Source organism: Hydrogenophaga aromaticivorans, assembly GCF_013387465.1.
GTDB lineage: Bacteria > Pseudomonadota > Gammaproteobacteria > Burkholderiales > Burkholderiaceae_C > Hydrogenophaga > Hydrogenophaga aromaticivorans.
This window is the reverse complement of record NZ_VYGV01000016.1, coordinates 655,388-679,513: the sequence shown is the minus strand read 5'-3', so window position 1 is coordinate 679,513 and position 24,126 is coordinate 655,388. Positions and strand designations below refer to the sequence as shown.

At 67.3% G+C, this 24,126-nt stretch carries 21 protein-coding genes; 8 read left to right on the top strand and 13 right to left on the bottom strand.

Annotated features, from left to right (window positions below):
• Positions 1–98: 98 nt before the first annotated feature.
• The 3 genes from F3K02_RS20335 (at position 99) to F3K02_RS20325 (ending at position 3,694) form a co-directional block, all read left to right on the top strand.
• Positions 99–1,955, top strand: coding sequence for an AMP-dependent synthetase/ligase (locus F3K02_RS20335; protein ID WP_177137428.1), 1,857 nt, complete (start codon positions 99–101; stop codon positions 1,953–1,955).
• A 55-nt stretch (positions 1,956–2,010) separates the two neighbouring features.
• On the top strand, positions 2,011–3,180 hold the full coding sequence (locus F3K02_RS20330) for an ABC transporter substrate-binding protein (protein WP_177137427.1): 1,170 nt from the start codon (positions 2,011–2,013) through the stop codon (positions 3,178–3,180).
• Positions 3,181–3,283: 103 nt separating this feature from the next.
• Positions 3,284–3,694: a DUF2784 domain-containing protein gene (locus F3K02_RS20325; protein ID WP_177137426.1), complete on the top strand. Its 411-nt coding sequence runs from the start codon at positions 3,284–3,286 to the stop codon at positions 3,692–3,694.
• 108 nt (positions 3,695–3,802) lie between these two features.
• Here F3K02_RS20325 and F3K02_RS20320 read toward each other — a convergent pair whose 3' ends face one another.
• Both F3K02_RS20320 and F3K02_RS20315 read right to left on the bottom strand, forming a co-directional pair.
• Positions 3,803–4,402, bottom strand: a complete 600-nt coding sequence (locus F3K02_RS20320; RefSeq protein WP_177137425.1) for a PAS domain-containing protein — start codon at positions 4,400–4,402, stop codon at positions 3,803–3,805.
• A gap of 44 nt (positions 4,403–4,446) precedes the next feature.
• On the bottom strand, positions 4,447–7,005 hold the full coding sequence (locus F3K02_RS20315) for a chemotaxis protein CheB (RefSeq protein ID WP_177137424.1): 2,559 nt from the start codon (positions 7,003–7,005) through the stop codon (positions 4,447–4,449).
• A gap of 174 nt (positions 7,006–7,179) precedes the next feature.
• Between F3K02_RS20315 and F3K02_RS20310 the strand changes: the two genes are divergently transcribed.
• Both F3K02_RS20310 and F3K02_RS20305 read left to right on the top strand, forming a co-directional pair.
• Positions 7,180–7,899 (top strand): Crp/Fnr family transcriptional regulator, encoded by a 720-nt coding sequence (locus tag F3K02_RS20310; RefSeq protein WP_246309598.1) that lies wholly within the window; start codon positions 7,180–7,182, stop codon positions 7,897–7,899.
• Between the two features lie 123 nt (positions 7,900–8,022).
• A complete protein-coding gene (locus F3K02_RS20305; RefSeq protein ID WP_177137423.1) occupies positions 8,023–8,502 on the top strand; it encodes a VOC family protein in 480 nt (159 codons plus the stop codon).
• Between the two features lie 63 nt (positions 8,503–8,565).
• On the opposite strand, the gene F3K02_RS20300 is transcribed toward F3K02_RS20305, so the two are convergent.
• From F3K02_RS20300 to F3K02_RS20285, 4 genes are all read right to left on the bottom strand, one after another.
• On the bottom strand, positions 8,566–8,958 hold the full coding sequence (locus F3K02_RS20300; protein ID WP_177137422.1) for a hypothetical protein: 393 nt from the start codon (positions 8,956–8,958) through the stop codon (positions 8,566–8,568).
• Positions 8,959–8,962: 4 nt separating this feature from the next.
• On the bottom strand, positions 8,963–9,445 hold the full coding sequence (locus F3K02_RS20295) for a thioesterase family protein (RefSeq protein ID WP_177137421.1): 483 nt from the start codon (positions 9,443–9,445) through the stop codon (positions 8,963–8,965).
• 98 nt (positions 9,446–9,543) lie between these two features.
• Positions 9,544–10,950 (bottom strand): heavy metal sensor histidine kinase, encoded by a 1,407-nt coding sequence (locus F3K02_RS20290; RefSeq protein WP_177137420.1) that lies wholly within the window; start codon positions 10,948–10,950, stop codon positions 9,544–9,546.
• A complete protein-coding gene (locus F3K02_RS20285) occupies positions 10,947–11,633 on the bottom strand; it encodes a heavy metal response regulator transcription factor (RefSeq protein WP_177137419.1) in 687 nt (228 codons plus the stop codon). The genes F3K02_RS20290 and F3K02_RS20285 overlap by 4 nt, the downstream gene beginning before the upstream one ends.
• A 207-nt stretch (positions 11,634–11,840) precedes the next feature.
• Here F3K02_RS20285 and F3K02_RS20280 point away from each other — a divergent pair, with 207 nt between their 5' ends.
• Entirely contained in the window at positions 11,841–12,224 is a 384-nt protein-coding gene (locus tag F3K02_RS20280) for a DUF4148 domain-containing protein (protein ID WP_177137418.1), read from the top strand.
• A gap of 3 nt (positions 12,225–12,227) precedes the next feature.
• On the opposite strand, the gene F3K02_RS20275 is transcribed toward F3K02_RS20280, so the two are convergent.
• From F3K02_RS20275 to F3K02_RS20245, 7 genes are all read right to left on the bottom strand, one after another.
• Positions 12,228–13,394 (bottom strand): acyl-CoA dehydrogenase family protein, encoded by a 1,167-nt coding sequence (locus F3K02_RS20275; RefSeq protein WP_177137417.1) that lies wholly within the window; start codon positions 13,392–13,394, stop codon positions 12,228–12,230.
• Positions 13,394–15,397, bottom strand: coding sequence for an ATP-binding protein (locus F3K02_RS20270; RefSeq protein ID WP_177137416.1), 2,004 nt, complete (start codon positions 15,395–15,397; stop codon positions 13,394–13,396). Before F3K02_RS20270 ends, F3K02_RS20275 begins: the two co-directional genes overlap by 1 nt.
• Positions 15,394–16,281: an enoyl-CoA hydratase/isomerase family protein gene (locus F3K02_RS20265; protein WP_177137415.1), complete on the bottom strand. Its 888-nt coding sequence runs from the start codon at positions 16,279–16,281 to the stop codon at positions 15,394–15,396. Before F3K02_RS20265 ends, F3K02_RS20270 begins: the two co-directional genes overlap by 4 nt.
• Positions 16,282–16,423: 142 nt before the next feature.
• Positions 16,424–17,596: an acyl-CoA dehydrogenase family protein gene (locus F3K02_RS20260; RefSeq protein ID WP_177137414.1), complete on the bottom strand. Its 1,173-nt coding sequence runs from the start codon at positions 17,594–17,596 to the stop codon at positions 16,424–16,426.
• 22 nt (positions 17,597–17,618) lie between these two features.
• On the bottom strand, positions 17,619–19,325 hold the full coding sequence (locus tag F3K02_RS20255; protein WP_177137413.1) for an acyl-CoA carboxylase subunit beta: 1,707 nt from the start codon (positions 19,323–19,325) through the stop codon (positions 17,619–17,621).
• Positions 19,322–20,212 carry an SDR family oxidoreductase gene (locus tag F3K02_RS20250; protein ID WP_177137412.1) on the bottom strand — a complete coding sequence of 297 codons (891 nt, stop codon included), beginning with the start codon at positions 20,210–20,212 and terminating at the stop codon, positions 19,322–19,324. The genes F3K02_RS20255 and F3K02_RS20250 overlap by 4 nt, the downstream gene beginning before the upstream one ends.
• Positions 20,209–20,889, bottom strand: a complete 681-nt coding sequence (locus tag F3K02_RS20245; protein WP_177137411.1) for a TetR/AcrR family transcriptional regulator — start codon at positions 20,887–20,889, stop codon at positions 20,209–20,211. The genes F3K02_RS20250 and F3K02_RS20245 overlap by 4 nt, the downstream gene beginning before the upstream one ends.
• Positions 20,890–21,082: 193 nt before the next feature.
• Here F3K02_RS20245 and F3K02_RS20240 point away from each other — a divergent pair, with 193 nt between their 5' ends.
• Entirely contained in the window at positions 21,083–22,450 is a 1,368-nt protein-coding gene (locus F3K02_RS20240; RefSeq protein WP_177137410.1) for an SLC13 family permease, read from the top strand.
• A gap of 61 nt (positions 22,451–22,511) precedes the next feature.
• Complete coding sequence (locus F3K02_RS20235) at positions 22,512–24,101, top strand: Na/Pi cotransporter family protein (RefSeq protein ID WP_177137409.1); 1,590 nt, start codon at positions 22,512–22,514, stop codon at positions 24,099–24,101.
• The last annotated feature ends 25 nt before the right edge of the window (positions 24,102–24,126 follow it).

Genomic DNA, 24,126 nt, shown 5'->3' with positions numbered 1-24,126 from the left:
TTCGCGCTACCCCCTCAAGGGGGCAACGCGGTGCGGCCCGGCAAAGCCGGTTCCGCCGCGTTCTGAGTTCGTGCACTTCGCTCCGGAGAAAAGTTGACATGAGCTACCTCTGGGATCTGTCCCACATCCGCCCTCAACCAGAGGTCGTGCTGCCGGGCGACACCATTCCCGCGATGTTCTGGAACGCGGTGCAAAAGCGCGGCCCCACCGTCTGGATGCGGCAAAAGGAGTTCGGCATCTGGCGCAGCTGGACCTGGAACCAGACCGCCGAAGCGGTGCGCGAAATTTCCCACGGCCTGATGGCGCTGGGCTTCGCCGCGCGAGAGACCGCGTCCGTCCTCTCCAACACCACGGTCGAATGGGTGCTGGCCGATCTGGCGGTGCTGAGCGCGGGCGGCGTGTCCAACGGCATCTACCCCACCGACGCGGCCGATCAGGTGCAGTTTCTCTGCGAGGACTCGGGCACCACCGTGCTGTTCGTGGAAGACGACGAACAGCTCGACAAGGTGCTGGAGGTGCGCCAGCACCTGCCGCGGCTGAAGAAGATCGTGGTCTTCGACATGGAGGGCCTGCACGAGCTGAACGATCCGCAGGTCATCAGCCTGAACGCGCTGCGCGAGCTCGGCCGCACCCACGCCAAGACCCACGCGGGCGAAATGGAGACCCGGGTGGCGGCCTGCCGGCCACAAGACCTGGCCATCCTGGTCTACACCTCGGGCACCACCGGCAAACCCAAGGGCGCCATGCACAGCCACCGCGGCCTGGTCTACACCGTGCACGGCTACAACACGCTGATCGCGCGCGACGAACACGACGAGTGCATGTGTTTCCTGCCGCTGTGCCACATCGCCGAGCGCATGGGCGGCGAGTATTTTTCGCTCTACACCGGCGCGAAACTCAACTTCGTGGAGAACCCCGAGACCGTGCCGGAAAACGTGCGCGAGATCGCCCCCACGGTGTTCACCGCGGTGCCGCGCGTGTGGGAGAAGTTCTATTCGGGCGTGATGATCACGCTCAAGGAAGCCAGCCAGCTGCAGCAGGCCGCCTACGCCTGGGCCATCGGGATCGGCCAGCGCGTGGCCGAGCTGGTGATGACGGGGCAGCCGGTGCCCGGCAGCCTGCGCCTGCGGTTCCGGCTGGCGCGCCTGCTGGTGCTGGACAACGTGCGCAAGCTCATCGGCATCCACCGCGCGCGCTTCCTCGTCACCGGCGCCGCGCCCATCTCGCCCGACCTGGTGCGCTGGTACCTGGCGCTGGGTGTGCCGATGCTGGAGGTCTGGGGCATGACCGAGACCTGCGGCGCTTCCACCGGCATCCCGGCCGACCGCATCAAGCCCGGCTCGATCGGGCCGGCAGCCAGCTACAACGAGGTGCGGCTCGACCCGCAGACCAGCGAGATCCTAGTGCGCGGCCCCAACGTGTTCATGGGCTACCTGAACCTGCCCGAGAAGACCGCCGAGACGATCGACGCCGACGGCTGGCTGCACACGGGCGATGTGGGCGTGGCCGACGAGGAAGGGTTTTTCCGCATCACCGACCGCATGAAAGACATCATCATCACCGCAGGGGGCAAGAACATCACGCCCAGCGAGCTGGAGAACGAACTGAAGTTCTCGCCCTACGTGACCGACGCTGTGGTGATCGGCGACAAGCGGGCCTACCTCACCGTGATCATCATGATCGACCAGGAGAACGTGGAGAAATATGCGCAGGACAACGACGTGCCGTTTTCCAACTACGCCAGCCTCACCCGCGCGCCCGAGGTGCAGGCGCTGATCCAGGCCGAAATCGACCGCGTCAACAAGAAGTTTGCCCGCGTCGAACAGATCAAGAAATTCTTCCTGCTCGACACCCAGCTCAGCGCCGAAGACGAAGAACTGACCCCGACCATGAAGCTCAAACGCAAACTGGTGCAGCAGAAATACGCGGGCCAGATCGACGCCATGTACAGCTGACCCCGAGCCACCGACCCTTCACCACAACCACGACCACCCCAAGGAGACAAGCCCCATGAAAACCCGACTTCCCCTGCTCGGCACCGCCCTGGTGCTGGCCTCCAGCGCCGTGTTCGCCCAGTCACAAGGCGTGAGCAAGGACGAGATCGTCATCGGCTCGATCCAGGACCTCTCTGGCCCCATCGCCGGCTTTGGCAAGCAGGTGCGCCTGGGCATGATGCTGCGCGTGGACGAGGCCAACGAACAGGGCGGCGTCAACGGGCGCAAGGTCAAGCTGCTGGTGGAAGACTCGGCCTACGACCCGCGCCGCGCCGTGCTCGCCGCGCAGAAGCTCGTGAACCAGGACAAGATCTTTGCCATGGTCGGCCACATCGGCACCGCGCAGAACATGGCCGCCATGCCGGTGCAGTTCCAGAAGAACGTGATCAACTTCTTCCCGGTCACCGCCGCGCGCGAGATGTACGAGCCCTTCCACAAGCTCAAGTACAGCTTCGCCGCCACCTACTTCGACCAGATGAAGATCGCCGTGCCCAAGCTGGTGAAGGACAAGGGCGCCAAGAAGGTCTGCACCATGTACCAGGACGACGAGTTCGGCCTCGAAGTCAAACGCGGCGCCGAAGAAGGCCTGAAGTCCATCGGCATGACGCTGGCCGCCGAAACCTCGTACAAACGCGGCGCCACCGACTTTGCCTCGCAGATGCAGAAGCTGGCCGCCGAGCAGTGCGACATGGTCGTGCTCGGCACCATCATCCGCGAGACCATTGGCGGCATCGCCACCGCCAAGCGCCTGGGCTTCAACCCCACCTTCATCGGCTCCAGCGCGGCCTACACCGACCTGATCCACAAACTCGGCGGCCCGGCCATGAACGGCCTCTACGCCACCATGACGGTGCAGAACCCCTACACCGACGAGGCCTCGCAGCCGATCCGCTTCTGGGCCAACAAGTACAAGACCAAATTCAACGAAGACCCGACCGTGTTCTCGATCTACGGCTACAACGCGGTGGACACCTTCCTGAAAGCCGCCGGCAAGGCCGGCCCCGGCCTCACCACCGACAGCTTCATCAAGGCCATGGACACCATGAAGGTGCCACCCGACATCTTCGGCGGTGCCGAGCAGACCTTCAGCCCCACCAAACGTCTGGGCAGCAACGCCACGCGCCTGTCGCAGCTGCAGGAAAACCGCTGGAAAGTGGTCTCCGACTACATGCAGATCTCGCAGTAAATCGCTCAACGGATCCCACGCCGCCTGCTTGCCAGGCCATGCGTGACAGCCGCCACGCCCCGTGCGTGAGCGGCTTTTTTTCTGCCACCGAACCAACCCGCCCATGAGCATCAACGCAACCGCCGCCGGCCTGCTGGCCGATGCCCTGCTCACGCTGCACGTGGGCGTGGTGGTGTTCGTGGTCGGTTTGTTGCCGCTGGTGCTCATCGGCGGCGCGCTGGGCTGGCGCTGGGTGCACCACCGGGGCCTGCGTTTCATCCATCTGGGGCTGATCCTGTACATCGCCGCCCAGACCTGGCTTGGCCAGCTCTGCCCGCTGACCGTGTGGGAGCAGGACCTGCGTCGCCTGGCCGGACAAGGCGGCTACCGCGAGGGCTTCATCGAACACTGGCTCTCGCGCCTGCTGTACTGGGAGGCGCCCTGGTGGGTGTTTGAGGCCGCCTACACCTCGTTTGCGGTGCTGATGGCCGTGGCCTGGTGGTGGGTGCGGCCGGAGGTCCGCAAAGCGCATTGATGGACGGGCGGCTGGGAAACCACCCGCCGCCAGGCGCCGTCATTTGCGGCGCGACAGTCTTTGACCGCTCCGGATCGGCATGGGACCCGGCCAACCGCAGCCACAGCCCTAGCTGGACGACGGAGGCGCCAGGAGCACCAGCAAAAATCGCCCCGAAGGCACCTCTCGACCGGCGGAGCACAGGAGTTTCCGAACGACGCCGCCCTGGGGCAACAACTGCAACTCGCGGGTCTCGGGCACAGCGCCACTCCGTGCCAGCGTGAGCATCTTCTGCAGTTGTTCGCTGCTGGGCGCCGAAAGGAAGCTGGAGAGCGGTCGGCCCAGCAGATCATGGCTCGCCGCACCCAGCAGCCGGGCGCCCGCCAGGTTGATTTCGCACAGCACGGAGGCCTCGTCAACGACCAGGAACGCTGCCGGCGCCCGCTCAACGCGGGCCGTCTGGCGGATCAGGTCGCTCTCCAGCTCCACACGGGAACAGCGAAGTTCCTCGTGCTGCATCTCCACTTCGACCTGGTGGACCTGGAGCTCGTGCAGCAGGGCAAGGGCATCACCGGCTGTGGACGGCGAAGACGCGAGCTTGAACAACACCGCCATCGCCTCCGATGTGCTGGCACGCGAGAGATCGCTTCGCATGCCGTTCGTCAGTTTCGTGGTCGCCCGCTCGCGCAAGCTCGACAGATAGGAAGAGGTTTCAACAAGTTGTGACATGAGTACTTCCAGAAGTTGTCGTCTCGACAGGGGGTGACTGCACTCTACTCCTTGCGAAGGCGTGCCTCGAGTTTTTTGGCGGTGGTGATATCGATCAGCGTGATGACCACGCCCTGGATGGTGTCGGCCAGTGTCCGGTAGGGCTTGATTCGCACCAGGAACCAGAGTCCATCGGAGGTCGTGATCTCTTTTTCGGTCAGTGTCAGCGTCTTCAGCGTCTGTCTGGCGTCATCGTTGAGCGTGGGGTAGTTCAGCGTGCTGGCCAGATCGGTCAGCGGCCGGCCGATGTCCCCTTCTCGCAAGTGGATGATGCGTGTGACCTGCTCGGTATAACGGCGCACATTCAAAGCGCTGTCAAGGAACAGCGTGGCAATGTCGGTGCTGTTGAGCAGGTTTTGCATGTCGCTCTGCGCAAGAGCGAGGTCGTCCAGTTTCGTCTGCAGCTCCTGGTTCAGCGTCTGAAGCTCCTCGTTCATCGACTGCGACTCTTCCTTGGAGGTGGTCAGTTCTTCGTTGGCCGACTGCAGTTCCTCGTTGGTTGACTGCAACTCTTCGTTGGCCGCCTGCAGCTCTTCAGCGGAAGCCCCCATTTCCTGGCGCAAGGCGTGGATCTCGTCCTTGCAGCGCTGCAACTCTTCGATCATGTGCGGGTCAGCCACCCCCTCCGGGACCCTGCGCCTGCGCTTGGCCGGGGGTGGCGCAAGCACATCGTGAAAAACGATCATGACCAGGCCCGCCAGGGCATGGGGTTCCTGCATCAGCTTGACGGTCACATCCAGCGAGGATTGCGCCGTTTCATCCCCCAACCGAAGACCACGCACCTCCACACGGCCTTTGTCCTGGATGGCTTGCCGCAGCGCGGCCGCAATCTGCGTCCGGATGGTGGGCCGGGCCATCACATGGATGTTCCAGTTGGCCTTCCCGGATGCGGGCTCCAGGTACTTGCCCACGCGGCCATTGATATAGACGACGTCGCCCTGGTCGTTGACCAGCACGGCGGCGGGGGAGAACTCTTGAAGCAGCGCTTGCTCAGCATGGGTCTGCAGATTGACGGGAAGCACAGTCGAAGGGGACACCTTGAACTCCTGGGAAGGCCGGTTCTTCGCCCGGGGAGGGCTGGTCGGAAAGTACACCGAACCAGCGTTGACAGGACTTTCGCTGCGCCAATAGAGCCGGGACTTCGGGTTGATCGGCGTGAAGAGCGCATGCGAGTTGCCCGTGGTCTCGGAGCCTCCCAGCAACAGCGCGCCGCCCGGCCGCAAGCTGTAGCTGAAGAGTGGCATCAGGCGACTCTGCAGTGCCGCATTGAAATAGATCATCAAGTTTCGGCACGAGAGCAGGTCCAGCTTGGTGAACGGCGGGTCGAGAATCACGTCGTGCTGCGCGAACAGCACCATTTCCCGGATCTCGCTGTTGATCAGAAAACCACTCCCCTGCGCCGTGAAGAACCTGCCCAGCCGGGTTGGTCCCACCTCGCCCGCGATACTCTGCGGATAGTGGCCTTTGCGGGCTGCGTTGATGGCGTCGGCGCTCAGGTCGGTGGCAAAAATCTGCAGCGAATGGCTCTCAGATCCAGAAGATTCTGCAACCGCTTCCTTGAAGATCATGGCCAGGGAGTAAGCCTCTTCGCCCGTGGAGCATCCCACCACCCAGGCCCGAAGGCGGGTTCCCTGCGGGCAGCGCGCCAGCAGGGCAGGCATGACCACGTCCTTGACCTCCTGCCAGACCGAAGGATCGCGGAAGAAACTGGTCACGCCGATGAGCATCTCCTTGAAGAGCAGATCCAGTTCCTGCGGGTTCTCCCTCACGAACTTTTCATACGCGTCATAGGTGGTCAGGCCGTGCACGCCCAGACGTCGCTGGATGCGTCGGCGCAGCGTGCTGGGCTTGTAGTCCGAGAGGTCGTGTTTGCTGCGCTCTTTCAGCAAACGCAGGATCGATCCCAGCGCTTGCGCACCGGCGTCATCGTCGTCCTCGGGCAACGAGGGCGTGCCGTTCTTCTCTTCGATGACGCGAACGATGCGATCGGGCAGTTCGGAAGCCAGGCCGATGATGTCGACGCAGCCCGCGGCGATGGCACTCTGGGGCATGGAGTCGAACTGCGCCGACTCAGGCAACTGCGCCAGCGTCAAACCGCCCTGCGACTTGATAGCCTGCAAACCCAGGGTGCCGTCCGACCCCATACCGGACAGCACCACGCCAATCGACTGTTCTCCCTGGTCGCGCGCGAGCGATGAAAAAAACAGATCGATGGGCAGTCTCATGCCCCGGGGCTGAGCAGGTTCTGCCAGGTGCAACAGCCCCCCCGCCACGGTCAGCTCCTTGTTCGGCGGAATCACGTAGACGACGTCCGGCTCAAGACGCATCGTGTCGGTTGCCTCGAGCACCGGCATGACCGTTGAGCGCTGCAAAAGTTCAACGAGCATCGCCTTCTGCGTGGGATCCAGATGCTGGACAACGACGTAGGCCAGACCACTCAACGGTGGGACATGCGCCAGGAACTGCTCGAGCACGATCAGTCCCCCGGCCGACGCACCCAGACCCACGGCACGCACGGCACTTGAACTGCGTGCGCCGATACCTTGGCTTGGGGTTTGGCTCATGCCCGATTATCGGGGCACCCTCGCAACGGGACAGCTGGCTAGGGCTGGGGTGAACACAAGTCGCCCAATGCTCGGACTCAAGAAGATGGTGGGTAGTATTCACGGGGCCCAAAAAAGAATACAACGCAACATCCGCGCAGTGTCCCGCGACAACAGGCATTCGAGGCAACCCAATTGACCGATCCCGTCGACCCGCGCCAGAACCAGCTGCTGGCTTCGCTGCCGGATGCCGAGTGGCTTCGTTGGCAGCCTCAGCTTGAACTTTGCAAAATGCCGCTGGGCGAGGTGCTCTACGAATCCGGGGCGTCTCTTCATTACGTTTACTTCCCCACCAACGCCATTGTTTCGCTGCTGTATGTGCTGGAGGACGGCTCCTCGGCGGAAATAGCGGTGGTCGGTCAAGAGGGCGTGGTGGGTATCGCCATCTTCATGGGCGGCGGTTCCACACCGAACCAGGCCGTGGTGCAAAGCGCGGGCATGGGTTACCGACTGCACGCTGATGCCATCAAGGCCGAGTTCGAGCGCTCGATCCCGGTGATGCACCTGATGCTGCGCTTCACCCAGGCGCTGATCACCCAAATGAGCCAGACAGCGGTGTGCAACCGCCACCACTCGGTGGACCAGCAGCTCTGCCGCTGGCTGCTGCTCAGCCTGGATCGCCTGTCTGGCGACGAGCTGGTGATGACACACCATCTGATCTCCAACATGCTGGGCGTGCGCCGTGAGGGCGTCACCGAAGCGGCGCGCAAGCTGCAGGAGAGTGGCCTTATCCGCTATGCCCGAGGTCGGATATCGGTGCTGGACCGCCCGGGCCTGGAACGACGTGTGTGCGAGTGCTACAGCGTGGTCAAGAATGAATACGACCGCCTGCTGCCGAGTCGGGTGGCGGTATGAACCGGTTGTTGCTGCCGCCGTTTGTCGCGTTGCGGAACGGTGGTGATCATGTCGAAACGAGGAAGGCGCAGTGACGCCAGGGGTCCCGGGGTCGCACGTCTGTCCCGCTGCAGGAGAACCCAGATGATCAGCAAGAACACGATTTGTCTCTGGTACGACGGCGCCGCGTTGGACGCCGCCAAGTTCTATGCCGAGACCTTTCCGGACGGCGCGGTGGGAGCGGTCCTTCGTGCGCCTGGCGACTATCCCTCGGGCAAGCAGGGCGATGTCCTGACGGTCGGGTTCACGGTGATGGGCATCCCGTGTCTCGGACTGAACGGCGGGCCGGCGTTCAGGCACAGCGAGGCTTTCTCGTTCCAGGTGGCGACCGACGACCAGGCCGAAACGGACCGTCTGTGGAACGCGATTGTCGGCAACGGTGGCCAGGAGAGTGCATGCGGCTGGTGTAAGGACAAGTGGGGACTGTCGTGGCAGATCACGCCACGCGCCCTGACGGCCGCGATCACCGACCCCGATCCGGCGGCGGCCAGGCGCGCGTTCGAGGCCATGATGGAGATGACCAAGATCGACATCGCAGCGGTCGAAGCGGCCCGGCGTGGCTGACGCAGCTGGATGCCGGTCCGTCACCGTCATTGTGACGGGGCGCTGGCTGGCGAAACCAAGCACTCAACATCCGCCAACCCGACGCGCCTCCACCTCGAACGGGTTGTCCCAATAGGCATCCCGCCCCCGCACCCACTGCCAGGCCCCGGCCAACAGGTACGCCGGCAGAAACAGCGGGCCCCAGCGCTCGCACTGCCGCACATGCACCAGCTCGTGCGCACGCAGGCGCTCCAGATCCTGCGCATGGGTGCCCAGGATCACGTGGCCGAAGGTGATGGCGGCGAAGGACCAGCGGTGCCGGGGCAGCCGGCGCAGGGCAGCGATTTCGAGCACGCCGTCCACCCGCCGGAAACGTGCGCCCAGCGGGAGCAGCAGCAACCCGAGCAACAGACCGATGAGGGTGTTGGGCGAGGCCCAGAGCCACAGCGCCCAGCGCGCAAGGCGGCTCCTTTTCATGGCATCACGACACGATGTACGCACCCGAGCCACAGGACAGCAGCTTGCCGTCCGGGCCGAGGAATTCCATGCGCGTACTCGCGACGCGCGAGCCCAGGCGCATGACTTCGGCGCGCAGTTCGAAGAACTCGCCGATGCCGGGGCGCAGGTAGTCGATGCGCAGGTCGATGGTGCCGAGCTTGGCGAAGCGGTGCAGGCGCTGATCGGGCGACTCGTCCATGTGGCGCGCGCCGATGGCGGCCATGCAGGCCAGGCCACCCATGGCGTCGAGTCCGGCGCTGATGACGCCGCCGTGGATGCGGTTGTAGCTGTAGTGGCCCACGAGCTGCGGCTTCATGTCGATGCGCGCGGTCACGCGCTCGGGTAGCAGGCTGGTGATCTTCAGGCCGAGCACCTGGTTGAAGACGATTTTTTCTTCGAAGATGGCTTTGAGGCCGGCGATGAACTCGGGTTCGAATTCGGCGGGGATCGGGGGTGGGGTTCGCATCGGGTCATTGTGGCCGATGTGGCTGGCGGGCACACCCTCCGGGCCGCGTGGCGAGCTGGTCCGGGTGTCGCGCACAGGTCAGCGCGGCGGGGGGCCCATCAAGCAGTCTGGGGCCCCAGAGTGAAGCCGATCTGCGTCACCCGGTCCTGCGAGCGGGCAAAGGTGTCGCCGGCGTGCATGCGGGCGATGGCCGCCACGATGGCCAGGCCCAGACCGTGGTGAATTTCTTCGTTGCAGCAACGCGCTGCGTCGGCCCGGAAGAAGCGGTCGAACAGGTGGGGCAGGTGCTGCGGCTCGATCGCCGGCCCCCGGTTTTCGACCACCACCTGCACACCCCGCCCTTCGGTCCCGGTGTCGGGTTCGATGCGCACCTGCACGGTTGAACCGGGTTCGGCAAAGCGCGAGGCGTTGCCCATCAGGTTGGACATGGCCCGCTTGACCAGGGAGGCGTCGACCGCGACGCGGGCATCGCCCACCACCGACAGGCGCAGCCCCGCTTCGTCCAGCACGCCTTCGTGGAACTCGGCCACCTGGTGCGCGAGCTCGGCCAGGCTCACGGGTTCGCTGCGCCGGGCGACCGCGCCGCGGTCGGCCTGCGAGAGAAACAGCATGTCGTTGACGATGGCCGAGAGGCGCTGCATTTCTTCGAGGTTGGACGCCAGCGTGTCGCGCAGCGAATCGGCGCTGCGCTCGCGCGACAGCGCCACTTCGGTCTGGCCGATCAGGGCCGTCAGGGGCGTGCGCAGTTCGTGCGCCACGTCGGCGTTGAAAGCTTCGAGCTGCTCGTAGGCTCCCTGCAGCCGGTCCATCAGGGCGTTGAACTGCGCCACCCAGGGATCGAGCTCCTTGGACGAACGCTCCACCACCAGGCGCTGGTCGAGCCGCCGCGGCGAGATGGCGTCCATCTGCCGGGCCAGCGAGAGCAGCGGACGCAGCTCGCGGCGCACCAGCCACTGGATCGCGAAACCGGCCGCGGCGGAGCCGAACAGCGTGGTCATGAGCAGGGTGATGATGGCTTCGCGCTGGATGCGGTGGTCGTGTGTGGTGTCCATCTCCAGCAGCACGCGCACCTTGCCGCCGACCATGCGTTCGGCCGGCACCTCGAACGCCAGGCTGCGGCTGTGCGCGAACGGGGCCACGTCGTCGCGGAAGAGTTCGGTGCCGTCGCCGCGCCACAGCTGCATCCGGGTGGAGGAGCGCACGGGGTCGAACAGGGTCATGCGCTGGAGCAGGCCGGCTTCGCCGCTTTCGCAGGCGATGCCGATCGCCTTGGTCAGCGACTGGCCTTTCTCCTGCAGCGATTCGAGCTGGTCCACTTCCATGCGCATGGCGATGGCGGAATATTTGGCGACGCTGAGCACGCCCAGGGCCACAAACATCAGCAGGGCCATGGCGCGCGAGAGGCGGCGCGCGATGGAGGGTCCACACTGCAGCGGCAGGCAGCGATCGGTGGGCGGGACCGGGGGCTCGATGGCGGGCCGGGTGAGCGAGGTGGGGAGGTTCATTCGGCGCGCTCCTCCAGCACATAGCCCATGCCGCGCACGGTGTGCAGCAGGCGGCTCGGGAACGGGTCGTCGAGTTTGGCGCGCAGGCGGCGCACCGCCACCTCCACCACGTTGGTGTCGGAATCGAAGTGCATGTCCCAGACCTGTTCGGCCAGCGTGGTGCGCGACAGGATCTGGCCGCGCCGGCGCATGAGCAGTGCGAGCAGGTTGAACTCCTTGGCGGTCAGGTCCAGCCGTTGTGCGCCCCGCGTGCAGCGGCGTGAGACGAGGTCCACCTCCAGGTCGGCCAGGCGCAACACGGTGGCCGACTGCGTGGTCGCGAAAGCGCCGCGCCGCAGCAGCGCGCCCATGCGCGCGAGCAGTTCGGAGAAAGCGAAGGGCTTGACGAGGTAGTCGTCCGCGCCGCCCTCCAGGCCCTTGACCCGGTCTTCGATCTTGTCGCGCGCCGTCAGCATCAGCACGGGCGTCTTGCTGTCCTGAGCGCGCAGCGCCGACAGCACGCCGTAGCCGTCGACACCGGGCAGCATCACATCGAGCAGCATGAGGTCGTAGCTGCCGCCGGTGGCCAGGCGGCGACCTTCGATGCCGTCGCGCGCGACGTCCACGACGTAGCCGTTTTCACTGAGGCCCTGGTGCAGGTACTGCACGAGTTTGGGTTCGTCTTCGACGACAAGGACACGCATCGCTGGGCTCATGGGGGTGGATCGATCAGGTGGGAATGGTCGCACACACCGGTGATCTGCTGGATGACAACTTTGTAATCTGGCGGTTCGGAAACCGTGAGTTTGGGTGTCAAGAATTCATCTCCAGGGAAGGCACAACGGCTTTCCCGTCGAAGCCAGCCCAACCGGCTTTGACCCACCGTTCCAACGCCCACAAGGAGTTTCACCATGAACCGCAACCACGTATCCGCCATCGCCGCCGCCCTGATCGCTCTGAGCGCCACCCAGGTGTTCGCCGCCGACGGCCCCAAGACCCGCGACCAGGTGCGCGCCGAACTCGCCGAAGCGATCCGCACCGGCAACATGCCCGCCAACGGCGAATCCGGCGTCCTGCTCAACCAGGTGAACCCGGGGCGCTACGCCCCCCAGAACATGGAAGCGGGCAAAACCCGCGCCGAAGTCAAGGCCGAACTGATGGAAGCCCTGCGCACCGGTGACGTGTTGGCCAACAACGAAACGGGCGAGAAGCTGAAAGACCTGTACCCCGGCCTCTACCCCACCAGCCACACCGTCAGCGCACAGGCCGCCAGCCAGCTCAACGCCACGCGCTGATTTTCAAAGGCCGAGCTGGCGCGCGGCCAGTTCTTTCATGATCTCTTCGGCGCCGCCGCCGATCATCATGACCTTGACCTCGCGGTAGACGCGCTCGCTCACGGTGCCGCGCATGAAGCCCATGCCGCCGAGGATCTGCACGGCGGCGTCGGCACAGAACTGCATGGTCTGCGTGGCGTGATTTTTCAGCAGACACACCTGGGCCACCCATTCCGGCCCGGTGTCGCCCGCGTCGGCGCGCGCGCCCATCGCATCCACCCAGGCCTGGGTGGATGCGATGCGCATCTGCATGTCCATGAGCTTGTGCCGGATCACCTGGCGCTCGATCAGCGGCACGCCAAAGGTCTGGCGCTGGCGCGCCCAGGCCAGCGCCTCGTCGTAACAGGCCTCGGCAAAACCGAGCGCCATGGCGGCCAGCGCCAGGCGCTCGCCATTGAAGTTGCCCATGATCATGCGAAAGCCCGCGCCCTCTTCGCCCAGGCGGTAGCGCGCGGGCACGCGCAGACCGTCGAAGCGCAGGTGTGCGGTGTCGGAGCAGAGCCAGCCCATCTTCTGCAGCGGCGTGCGCGAGACGCCTTTCGCGTCGCAAGGCACGGCGATCATGGAAAGGCCGCTGGCGCCTTTGCTCTTCAAGTCGGTTCTGACGGCCAGCGTGATCCAGTCGCAGCGCATGCCCGAGGTGATGAACACCTTTTCACCGTCGATCACGTAGTCGCCGCCGTCGAGCCGCGCGGTGCAACGCAGGCCCGCGACGTCGGAGCCCCCACCGGGTTCGGTGATGCCCAGCGCAGCGATCTGTTCGCCGCGCAGCACGGGCGGAACGATTTCGGTCTGCTGCTCGGCCGTGCCGTGCGCGAGCACCGGGGGCAGGCCGATGTTGTGTGAAAACAGGCTGGCCATCACGCCGCCGCTGCCGCCCCAGCGCGCCAGCGTCTGCGACATGGCGTTGCGCACCGACCAAGGCGCGGGGGTGCCGCCCAGCGCCTCGGGGTAGCCCAGGCCGAGCAGGCCCAGCTCAGCCGCCCGCGTGTAAAGCGCGCGCGGCACCTCGCCCGCTTCGTCCCAGGCGTTCACGTTCGGCGCGATCGCCTGGGTGGCGAAACGCTTCACGGTGTCGAGCAACGCGGAGCGGTCTTCCGCGCTGAAGTCGGGGGTCGGTTGAGGGTTCATCACAGGAAGGTGGCGAGCAGTTGACCGGGAGCCACCTGCTGACCCGGCGCCACGTTCAGGCTTTCGATCACCGTGTCGCGCGGCGCGTGCAGGGTGTGCTCCAGCTTCATGGACTCGATCACCAGCAGCGGCGCGCCGCGCGCCACCGTCTGCCCGGTCTGCACATGCAGGGCGATCAGCTTGCCGTTGAAGGGGGCGCGCAGCTCGCGCGCAGCGCTGGCGCCCCCCGCGGCTTCGCGGGGCGCAAAACCCAGATCGTCGAGCCAGAGTTCGGTGGCGGTGCCACCCGGCAGGTCACCGCCCGCGAGTTGCACATGCCAGCGCGGCACACCGGCGCTGGGGTCGACCGCCACGGCCCGGGCGCTCCAGCCGACCCCGTCGAGCACGATGCGCTGGCCGCTGACCTGTGCCTCGTGCACCCGGTCGCCCTGGATCACGCGCACGCGGCCCTGGCCGGTTTCCTGCACCAGCCACTCTTGCACCTTGCTGCCCAGGCGCAGCCGCAGGTGGCGCGGGTGGGGGCTGGCCAAGGCGACGGCCGGCGGCTGGCCGGCGTACAGCAGGGCCAGCGCGGCCACCCCCTCGGCGCTGGCCGTGGCCTGCAGGCGGGTGCGCAGCGCGTCGCCGTGTTCGACCAGAAAGGGAATGCGCGCACCGCCCTCGGCAAACACCGGGTGCCACAGGCAGGCCGCGAGGAAGGCGCGGTTGGTCGGCAGGCCGAGCACCTGCGTGGCGCCCAGCGCGTGCGCCAGGCGGTGAATGGCCTCGGCGCGCGTGGGCGCGTGGGCGATGAGCTTGCCCAGCAGGGCGTCGTAGTGCGGCGTGACGGTGCTGCCGGTTTCCAGCGCGTGGTCAAAACGCAAGCCAGGCGCCATGAGATCGGGTTCGGCGAAGTGGCGCACGCGACCGGTGTGCGGCGTGTGGTGATCGTCTTCGGCGCACAGGCGCACTTCGATGGCGTGGCCGCTGAAGCGCACCTGTTCCTGCGTCAGCGGCAGCGGCTCGCCGCGCGCGATGCGCAGCTGCCACTCGACAAGGTCGAGGCCGGTGATCATTTCGGTGACCGGGTGTTCGACCTGCAGGCGCGTGTTCATCTCCATCAGATAGAAGTGACCGACTCCCTCTCCCTCTGGGAGAGGGTTGGGGTGAGGGCTTTCCCCGCCCCCATCCTCCAGCAAAAACTCCACGGTCCCCGCCCCCACATACCCCGCCGCCTGCGCCAGCGCCACCGCGCACCGGCCCAGCTCGGCGCGCAGCGCGGGCGACACCGCGGGGCTGGGTGATTCTTCGATGATCTTCTGATGGCGGCGCTGCACCGAGCAGTCGCGTTCGCCGAGGTGGATGCAGTGCCCGTGCGCGTCGGCGAACACCTGCACCTCCACATGGCGCGGCGCGAGCAAGGCGCGCTCGATCAGCAGGTCGCCGTTGCCGAAACCCGAGAGCGCTTCCGAGCGCGCGCTGTGCAGCGCCGGCAACAATTGCGCGGCGTCGTGCACCAGGCGCATACCACGCCCGCCGCCGCCCGCCACGGCCTTGACCATGAGCGGAAAGCCGATGCGCTGCGCCTCGGCAATGAAGGTCTGATCGCGCTGGTCTGCACCGAAGTAACCGGGCAGACAGGGCACGCCCTGCTGACCGGCCAGCGCCTTGGCCGCGGACTTGCTGCCCAGCGCGCGGATGGCAGCCGGCGGTGGTCCGACCCAGGTCAGCCCGGCGTCGATCACGGCCTGGGCGAAGTGTGCGTTTTCACTCAGAAAGCCGTAGCCGGGGTGCACGGCGTCGGCGCCGGTGGCGCGCGCGGCTTCGAGCAGCTTGTCCATGCGCAGGTAGGAGTCGGCCGAAGCCAGGCCGCCGAGCGCGAACGAGGTGCCCGCTTCGCGCACGTGCATCGCGTCGCGGTCGGCGTCGGAATACACGGCCACGGTGGCGATGCCCAAGGCGTGGGCTGTACGGATCACCCGGCGGGATATCTCTCCCCGGTTCGCGATCAGCAGTTTTTTCATGCGGTGCCATCCTTCGATCCGGCGCCGGGCCACCCCAAGCCGGATCCGCCCCCTTGGGGGGCAGCGACCCGCGCAGCGGTGGAGCGTAGGGGTACATCCACCCACGGCGCGGGCTGCTTCTTCGCGAAGGCGGACAGACCGGCTGCGGCTTCTGGCCCACGCAGCGCGGCGGCGAACGCGATGGCGGCTTCGCTGCGCAGGTCGGGCGCCTTGTCGCGCAGGCGGTGCAGGAGCTGTTTGGTGGCGGTGATCGCGCCCGGGGCCGCAGCGCTGAAAGTCCGCACCGCCTCGACCACGGCCGCGTCGAGCGCGCCGTCGGCCACCACGGTGTTCACCAGGCCCGCAGCCTGAGCCTGCGCGGCGCTCCAGCGCGCGCCGCTCAGCAGGCACTGCCGCGCCACCGCGTCGCCCAGCCGCTGCCACACGAAGGGTGCGATCTGCGCCGGCGGCAGGCCGAGCGTGACCTCGGGCGTGGCGAAGACCGAGCGCTCGGTGGCGATCACGAGATCGGCGCAGCACACCAGGCCGAAGCCGCCGCCCATGGCAGGTCCGTCCACTGCGATGACCAGCCATTGGGGCAGCTCGGTGAGCGCGTGCAACACGTCGCCGAAACCGCGGTTCATGGCGATCAGCGGGTCGTCTTCACCGGGCTGCAGCGGTTGGCCGATGGCATTGGCAAAACCGCCCAGGCTGCCGCCGGCGCTGAAGGCGCCGCCCGCGCCGGTGAGCACGATGCCGCGCAGGGTGGTGTCCTGCTTGGCGCGCAGGCAGGCTTCGAACAGTGCCAGCACCAGGGTGTCGGAAAGGGCGTTGCGCGAGGCGGGGTCGTTGAGCGTCCAGTGTTCGACGTCGTGGTGACGGGTGGTCTCGAAGGGGGTGGTCATGATTGGCTGTCCTGTGAGGTGTTGGCGGGGGAGCCCCCACCCCTGCCCTCCCCCAGAGGGGGAGGGAGAAAGACGGAAAGTGCGGCATTGACTCCCTCCCCCTCTGGGGGAGGGTTGGGGTGGGGGCCCGCGAGCAGCAGCTTCACTTCACCGCCCTCTTCGATATCCCCATCGTCTTGGCAAGGATGCCCAGCATCACCTCATCCGCCCCACCACCAATCGACGCCAGCCGCCCGTCGCGGAACATGCGCGAGACCTTGTTTTCCCACGTGTAGCCCATGCCGCCCCAGAACTGCAGGCAGGTGTCGGGCACCAGCCTGTTGAGCCGGCCAGCTTTCAGCTTGGCCATGGTCGCCCACTCGGTCACGTCCTCGCCGGCCACGTAGTGTTCACACGCCTGGTAGGTCAGCGCGCGCAGGCTCTCGACCTCGGTCTTCATCTCGGCCAGCTTGAACTGCACCCACTGCTGGTCGGCCAGCGTGGCGCCGAAGAGCTGGCGCTCCTGCGCGTAGTCCACCGTCCACTGGATGCAGTTGGTGAGGCTCTGCAGGCAGCTCGCCGCCGCCCACAGGCGCTCCTCCTGGAACTGCTGCATCTGGTAAATGAAGCCCGAGCCCTCGGCGCCGATGCGGTAGCGCTGCGGCACACGCACCTCGTCGAAGAACAGCAGGCCGGTGTCGCTGCTGTTCATGCCGATCTTCCTGATCTTCTGGCCGACCTCGAAGCCTTTGACGGTCTTGCCGTTCTCGCGCAGCGGCACCATCACCAGGCTCTTGTTTTTGTGCGCGGGGCCGTCGCTGGTGTTGACCAGCATGCACATCCAGTCGGCCTGCAGGCTGTTGGTGATCCACATCTTCTGACCGCTGATGACGTAGTCGTCGCCGTCCTTGCGCGCCACGGTCTTGATGGCCGAGACATCGCTGCCCGCGCCGGGCTCGCTCACGCCGATGCAGCCCACCATGTCACCCGCGATGGCGGGCGCGAGGAACTGGGCGCGCAACTCGTCGCTGCCGAAGCGCGCCAACGCGGGCGTGGCCATGTCGGTCTGCACGCCGATGGCCATGGGCACGCCACCGCAGTGGATGTGGCCCAGCGTCTCGGCCATGGCCAGGCTGTACGAATAGTCCAGCCCCGCGCCGCCAAAGGCCTCGGGCTTGGTCAGGCCCAGCAAGCCGAGCTGGCCCAGTCCTTTGAAGACCTCGTGCGCCGGGAAGATCTCGGCGGACTCCCATTCGTCCACATGCGGGTTGATGTGCTCGTCGATGTAGCGCTTGAGCGTGGCCTGGATTTCGCGGTGTTCGTGGGTGAACTGCATGGCTGTCTCCTGTTGTGTGGGGTCACATGCGCGCCACGCCGAACTGCATCGGCCTGGGCTGGCGCGCCGCCGCTTCGGCGCAGGTGTCGAGGCAGAAGCTCAGCACGGCGCGCGTGTCGCGCGGGTCGATCACGCCATCGTCAAGCACCAGGCCGCTGGTGTGGAACGCGTCGGCCTGGCTTTCGAACACGTGGACGATCTGGTCAAACTGCGCCTGCATCTGCGCCTTCACTTCGGGCGTATCGGTCGGGAGGCCTTTGCGCGCCATGCCGGCTTCGGCCACGATGCGCATGGTGCGCGCGGCCTGCTCGCCGCCCATCACCGCGGTGCGCGCGTTGGGCCAGCTGAACAGGAAGCGCGGCGCGTAGCCACGGCCGCACATGCCGTAGTTGCCGGCGCCGAACGACGCCCCGCACTGGATGGTGATCTGCGGCACGGTGGCGTTGGTCACAGCCTGGATCATCTTGCTGCCGTGTTTGATCATGCCGGCCTGCTCGCTCTCCTTGCCGACCATATAGCCGGTGGTGTTCTGCAGGTAGACGATGGGGTGGCCGAGCTGGCACATCCACTGGATGAAGTGCGTGGCCTTGTTGGCGCCGGCCACGTCGATGGGGCCGTTGTTGCTGATGAGGCCCACCGCATGGCCGCCGATGCGGGCTTGCACGCAGACGGTGGCGGCGCCGTAGAGCGGTTTGAATTCGAGGATGTCGGAGGCGTCGGTGATGCGCAGCAGGACTTCGCGCATGTCGACGGGTTCGCGGTGGTGCTGGGGCATGAGGGACAGCAGGTCTTCGGCTTCGTGGAGGGGTTGGCGGGGGGAGCCCCCACCCCTGCCCTCCCCCAGAGGGGGAGGGAGTGAAGAGGCGCCCGGGTATTCAGGCTCCCTCCCCCCCTGGGGGTGGGTTGGGGTGGGGGCCCACGCCACCCAACCCAGCTGCCCCACCACCTGCCGAGCAATCCCAAGCGCCTCCCGGTCGTCCTCCGCCAGGTACTCCCCCAACCCCGACACACCGGTGTGCATCTCGGCCCCACCCAGCTCCTCTTCAGTCGCCACCTCGCCGGTCGCAGCCATCAACAGCGGCGGCCCGGCGAGGAACGCCCGCGAGCGCCCGCGCACCATGATCACCACATCGCTCAAACCGGGCATGTAGGCGCCACCCGCCGTGCCCGAGCCGTGCTGCACGGTGATCACCGGCAGACCGGCGGCCGAGAGGCGCGCGAGGTTGCGGAACAGCGCACCGCCGAGCACGAAGCCTTCGACCTGGTATTTGGTGAGGTTGGCGCCCGCGCTTTCCACCAGGTGCACGAAGGGCAGCTTCTGTTCCAGCGCGATCGCCTGCACGCGCAGGATCTTCTCCAGACCGCGCGGCTGGATGGCGCCGGCCTCGATGCCCGAATCGCTCGCCACCACCATGCAGCGCACACCGTTGATGAAACCGATGCCGGCCACGACGCCGCCGCCGGGCACGGACTTGTCCGGGTCTTTGGTGTCCTGCAGGAAACCGGCGAGCGAACACAGCGGCAGGAACGGCGCGCCCGGGTCGAGCAGCAGGCCGATGCGCTCGCGCGGCAGCAACTGGCCACGCTTGTCGAACACCGGCCGGGATTTCGCCGAGGCCTGGGCGGCGCGGTCTTCGAGCGCACGCAGATGGGCGATGCGCGCGAGCATGGCTTCCCGGCGCTGCGCGGCTTGCTCGCTGTGGGGATTGAAGCTGGATTGAAAGCTCATGTCTGAAACACCTTGGGCGTCACATACCGGTGAAACCCTTCAAACGGCTTCACCGCATCTCGCCCCTGCACGTCCACCGGTGCCGCCACCTGGCCCCAGCCCATGCGCACCTGCGGCCGTGCACCGTCCACGCGCAGCACCGTGCCGCTGATGAAACTGGCCGCGGGCGAGAGCAGGAACACGATGGCCGCCGACGTTTCCGCCTCGTTGCCGAAACGCCCGGCCGGCACGGTGGTGCGCATCTCCCGCAGCATCGCCCCGGCTTCGGGCGGGTAATGGTCCATGCCGCTCGAAGCGATGTAGCCCGGCGCGACCGCGTTCACGCGCACGCCGCTCTTGGCCCACTCCAGTGCCGCGGTTTCGGTGAAGCTCACCATGCCCGCGCGCGCCGCGCCACTGTGGCCCATGCCCGGCATCGAGCCCCAGATGTCGGCCACGATGTTGACGATGGCGCCACCCTGCGCCTGCATGCTCTGCAGATAACACTCGCGTGCCACCAAGAAGCCGCCGGTGAGGTTGGTGTCGATCACCGCCTGCCAGCCCTTGGCGCTGATCTGTTCCAGCGGCGTGATGTACTGGCCACCCGCGTTGTTCACCAGGCCATCGATGCGCCCGTGGGCGGTCACGATGGCCGCGACCATGTGGCGCACCGCGTCTTCCTGCCGGATGTCGCAGGCGTGGAAACTCGCGTGTCCGCCATCGGCCACGATCTCGTCCGCCGTGGCCTGCAGCTTGTCGGGTTTGCGCCCCACCAGCACCACATGGGCCCCCAGGCTGGCAAGTTCGTGCGCGGTGCAGCGGCCGATGCCCGATCCGCCACCGGTGACCAGCACCACCTGCCCGGCCAGCAGGTCCGACGCAAACACGGAACGGTAGCCCGTCTTCATGGCAGGTCCTTCAGAAACAGCAACAGCGTGGTCTGCGTTAGGTCGTCCAGCGAAGCCTGGCGGCCCGGATCGAACCACTGCACCGACCAGTTCAAGGCACCAAACAGCATCAGCCGCGCCAGCCCCGGCTCACCCTTCAGCTCGCCACTGGCGTGCAGCGCCTGCAACACCGGCACCCAGGCCGCTTCGTAGTCGGCCTTCAGGCGGTTGACTTCGCTGCGCTGCGCCTCGGACAGCGAACGCCATTCGTACAACATCACCGGGATGAAGTCGCTGTCGGGTCCGAGCAGCACCTCCAGGTGGTTGCGCACCAGCACCCGCAGGCACTCGCGCGCGCTCAGCGTCTGCCCGGCCGCAGCGCCCGCCGCGGCCGCGCTGTCCATGGCTGCCGTCTGTCGCCGCAGCGCGCTCTGCATGCCCTCGTGCATCACGCCGGCGAGCAGGGCTTCCTTGTTTTCAAAATGGTAGAAGGGCGAGCCCGACCGCATGCCGGCGGCGGTGGCGATGTCGCGCGTGCTGGTCGCGGCAAATCCGTACTGGCGAAACAGCTTCGCCGCCGCACGCATCAAGGCCTGGCGGCGGTTGCCGTCGTCGCGTTCGTCTTCGGATTTCCGGGGCCGGCCGCGGGAGCGGCGGGGTTGGTCGGTCTCGGAAGGCTGGGCGTTGTCGGTGTCCATGGGGCGCAACCATATCAGCCCGTCCTATTTTTAACAAGCATATGCTCTGTAAAAATACGGCATCCAGCCACCCTGCCCAACCGCACCCACCCAGCGTCGGCGCCGGAGGGCTGCGGCTGGTGATAATGAAACGCCCGCGGTCCCGACAGCGGGCGCACCCCGAACACCGCGCCAACGCGCCCCGAAACAGACCATGACCGCCTCGGGATCCCTGTCTGCCCTTTCTCCGACGATTCGCGCCATCGCCTGCCTGGCGCTGGCCGGCGGCGTGCACCAGGCCACGCCCGGCCCCGAGGCCTTGCGCGCGGGCCTGGCCCTGTTCGCCCTGATTGGCGGCCTGTGGATGACGCAGGCGCTGCACCTGAGCGTGACCGCGTTGCTGGTGCCGCTGCTGGCGGTGGTCGCAGGACTCATGTCCCTGCGCGAGGCCCTGGCTTCGTTTGCCCACCCGATCATCTTTCTGTTCCTGGGCGGCTTCGCGCTGGCCGCGGCGCTGCAGCAACAAGGTCTGGACCGCGCGCTGGCGCACACCGTGTTGCGCCTGGCCGCCGGGCGCCGGGCACTCGCGGTGGGCCTCCTGTTTGGCCTCACCGCCCTGCTGTCCATGTGGATCAGCAACACCGCCACAGCCGCCATGATGCTGCCGATGGCGCTGGGCCTGCTGCACACACAGGACGGCGCCGACGACGTGGGCCCACGCGAGCGCGCCTTCGTGCTGCTGGGCGTGGCCTACAGCGCCAGCATCGGCGGCATCGGCACCCTGGTGGGCAGCCCGCCCAACGCCATCGCCGCCGCGCAGGCGGGCATCGGCTTCGTCGAGTGGATGCGCTTCGGCGTGCCTCTGGTGCTGCTGTTGCTGCCCCTGATGGCCGGTGTGCTCTTCCTGTTGCTGCGCCCGCGCCTGCGGGGTCGGCTCGCGCTCGACCGCGAAGCTTTTGAATGGACCGCCGGGCGGCGGACCACGCTGCTCATCTTCGCGCTCACCGCGGCGGGCTGGATGGCCGCCGAGCCGCTGGGCCGCGCGCTGGGCATCGCCGCCGACATGGACAGCTGGATCGCCGTGGCCGCCATCGTGGCGCTGGTGGCCACGCGGGTGATGGACTGGGAGACCGTCGAGCGCCAGACGCACTGGGGCGTGCTGCTGCTGTTCGGGGGTGGTCTCGCGCTCAGCCAGGTCATGCAGGCCAGCGGCGCCAGCCGCTTCCTCGCCGATGGGCTGGTGGCCGCCATGCACGGCGCGTCCACGCTGTGGCTGCTGCTCGGGGTGGTGAGCTTCGTGGTCTTCCTCACCGAACTGGTCAGCAACACCGCCAGCGCCGCGCTGATGGTGCCGATCTTCCTGGGTGTGGCGCAGGTGCTCGGCCTGCCCGCGCCGCTGCTCGCGGCCGCCATCGCGGTGTCGGCGTCGTGTGCCTTCATGCTGCCGGTGGCCACACCGCCCAACGCCATCGTCTTTGCTACGGACCAGGTCCCGCAGGCCACGATGATGCGCTGCGGCCTGGTGCTCAACCTGGTCTGCATCGCCGTGATCGTGGTCGTGGCGTCGGCGGTGTTTTCATGAGCACAGCGCCGGGCCGCCCCAAGCCAGCTCGCACCGCAGTGCGCAGCACGGCGGTTTCCCGATGAGCAGCATCTGGCATTCGCTGAGCCTGCTGGCGGGTGGCCTTGGCCTGTTCCTGCTGGGCATGGGCATGATGACCGACGGCCTCAAGCAGGCCGCGGGCCAGGCGCTGCACAACATCCTCGCCAACGCCACCCGCACGCGCTGGCACGCGCTGGGTTCGGGTGCGCTCGTGACGGCGATGGTGCAGTCGTCCAGCGCCGTCACGGTGGCCGCCATCGGCTTCATCAACGCCGGCCTGCTCGGGCTCGCACCGGCGCTGTGGGTGCTGTTCGGCGCCAACATCGGCTCCACCATGACGGGCTGGCTGGTGGCGCTGGTGGGGCTCAAGTTCAAGATCGAAGCGTTTGCGCTGCCGCTGGTGGGGGTGGGCATGCTGATGCGTCTGACCGGCGCCAGCCAACGCCGCGGCGCCATCGGCACCGCCGTGGCCGGCTTTGGCCTGCTGTTCCTCGGCATCGGCCTGCTGCAGGAGTCGTTCAACGGCATCGCGGGGCAGATCACCCTGCCCCAGGGCGACGGCGTGCAGGCCGTGCTGGCGCAAGTGGTGATCGGCCTGCTGATGACGGTGCTGATGCAGTCGTCGGCCGCCTCGATGGCGATTGCCCTGACCGCGGCACAGGGCGGCCTGCTCGATGCCCAGGGGGCCGCGGCCGTGGTGATCGGCGCCAACATCGGCACCACCGTCACCGCGCTGCTGGCCGCCATCGGTGCCACGCCCAACGCGCGCCGCGCCGCCGCCGCACACGTGATCTTCAACGTCGTCACCGCCTGTGTCGCGCTCGCGTTGTTGCCCTGGCTGATCGGCGCGCTGGCCAGCGCCCGTGACGCGCTCGGTCTGTCCGCCGACCCCGCCGCCATGCTGGCGCTGTTCCACACCACCTTCAACGTGCTGGGGGTGGTCCTGATGTGGCCGCTGACCGACGGGCTCACGCGCTGGCTGCTGCAGCGCTTTCGCGCCCGCGAGGAAGACGAAGCCCAGCCGCGTTATCTCGACGACAACGTGCTGGCCGTTCCGGCCCTGGCGCTGGACGCGCTGGAGCGCGAGGTGGCGCGCTTCGGCCAGCTCTGCGTGCGCATCGCGGGCGCGGTGCTCACGGGCGCGGCGCCGGTCGCGCTGGTGGGCGACCGCTCCGCCATGACGCAGCTCGATGCGGCCGTGGAGTCGTTTGCCGAACGCCTGAGCCGCCTGGCGCTCTCCAAGGTGGCCAGCGAGCGCCTGGCCGAGTTGCTGCGCATCCACCGCTACTACAAAACCTGCGCCGACCAGGCACAGACCGCCGCGCCCCTGCAGGCACCCGTCGACCCGGCCCTGGCGACGCACCAGCAGACCTTTGTGGCGGCGCTGCAGCAGCTCTTCACACAGCAGGACACGGAGTCCGTGGCGAACGGTGACGCGCCCGTGGTCGACGTGGTCCCGATGGAGCTGGCCTACCAGAACCTGAAGGCCGCGGTGCTGGTGTCTGCGGCGGCAGGCGCGCTCCCGCTGTCACAGATGGAGACGGCGCTGGGCCAGTACAGCGCGCTGCGCCGCGCGGCCCAGCAGGCGGCCAAGGCGCGTGAACACCTGCACCACCATCACGCGGCCTGACGGCGCCTCCGCCGGGCGCGCCCCG

Bases quoted from the DNA above. Each gene is read 5' to 3' on its own strand.
- F3K02_RS20335 (WP_177137428.1), top strand. From the start codon at position 99: ATGAGCTACCTCTGGGATCTGTCCCACATCCGCCCTCAACCAGAGGTC.
- F3K02_RS20330 (WP_177137427.1), top strand. From the start codon at position 2,011: ATGAAAACCCGACTTCCCCTGCTCGGCACCGCCCTGGTGCTGGCCTCC.
- F3K02_RS20325 (WP_177137426.1), top strand. From the start codon at position 3,284: ATGAGCATCAACGCAACCGCCGCCGGCCTGCTGGCCGATGCCCTGCTC.
- F3K02_RS20320 (WP_177137425.1), bottom strand. From the start codon at position 4,402: ATGTCACAACTTGTTGAAACCTCTTCCTATCTGTCGAGCTTGCGCGAG.
- F3K02_RS20315 (WP_177137424.1), bottom strand. From the start codon at position 7,005: ATGAGCCAAACCCCAAGCCAAGGTATCGGCGCACGCAGTTCAAGTGCC.
- F3K02_RS20305 (WP_177137423.1), top strand. From the start codon at position 8,023: ATGATCAGCAAGAACACGATTTGTCTCTGGTACGACGGCGCCGCGTTG.
- F3K02_RS20300 (WP_177137422.1), bottom strand. From the start codon at position 8,958: ATGAAAAGGAGCCGCCTTGCGCGCTGGGCGCTGTGGCTCTGGGCCTCG.
- F3K02_RS20295 (WP_177137421.1), bottom strand. From the start codon at position 9,445: ATGCGAACCCCACCCCCGATCCCCGCCGAATTCGAACCCGAGTTCATC.
- F3K02_RS20290 (WP_177137420.1), bottom strand. From the start codon at position 10,950: ATGAACCTCCCCACCTCGCTCACCCGGCCCGCCATCGAGCCCCCGGTC.
- F3K02_RS20285 (WP_177137419.1), bottom strand. From the start codon at position 11,633: ATGCGTGTCCTTGTCGTCGAAGACGAACCCAAACTCGTGCAGTACCTG.
- F3K02_RS20280 (WP_177137418.1), top strand. From the start codon at position 11,841: ATGAACCGCAACCACGTATCCGCCATCGCCGCCGCCCTGATCGCTCTG.
- F3K02_RS20275 (WP_177137417.1), bottom strand. From the start codon at position 13,394: ATGAACCCTCAACCGACCCCCGACTTCAGCGCGGAAGACCGCTCCGCG.
- F3K02_RS20270 (WP_177137416.1), bottom strand. From the start codon at position 15,397: ATGAAAAAACTGCTGATCGCGAACCGGGGAGAGATATCCCGCCGGGTG.
- F3K02_RS20265 (WP_177137415.1), bottom strand. From the start codon at position 16,281: ATGACCACCCCCTTCGAGACCACCCGTCACCACGACGTCGAACACTGG.
- F3K02_RS20260 (WP_177137414.1), bottom strand. From the start codon at position 17,596: ATGCAGTTCACCCACGAACACCGCGAAATCCAGGCCACGCTCAAGCGC.
- F3K02_RS20255 (WP_177137413.1), bottom strand. From the start codon at position 19,325: ATGAGCTTTCAATCCAGCTTCAATCCCCACAGCGAGCAAGCCGCGCAG.
- F3K02_RS20250 (WP_177137412.1), bottom strand. From the start codon at position 20,212: ATGAAGACGGGCTACCGTTCCGTGTTTGCGTCGGACCTGCTGGCCGGG.
- F3K02_RS20245 (WP_177137411.1), bottom strand. From the start codon at position 20,889: ATGGACACCGACAACGCCCAGCCTTCCGAGACCGACCAACCCCGCCGC.
- F3K02_RS20240 (WP_177137410.1), top strand. From the start codon at position 21,083: ATGACCGCCTCGGGATCCCTGTCTGCCCTTTCTCCGACGATTCGCGCC.
- F3K02_RS20235 (WP_177137409.1), top strand. From the start codon at position 22,512: ATGAGCAGCATCTGGCATTCGCTGAGCCTGCTGGCGGGTGGCCTTGGC.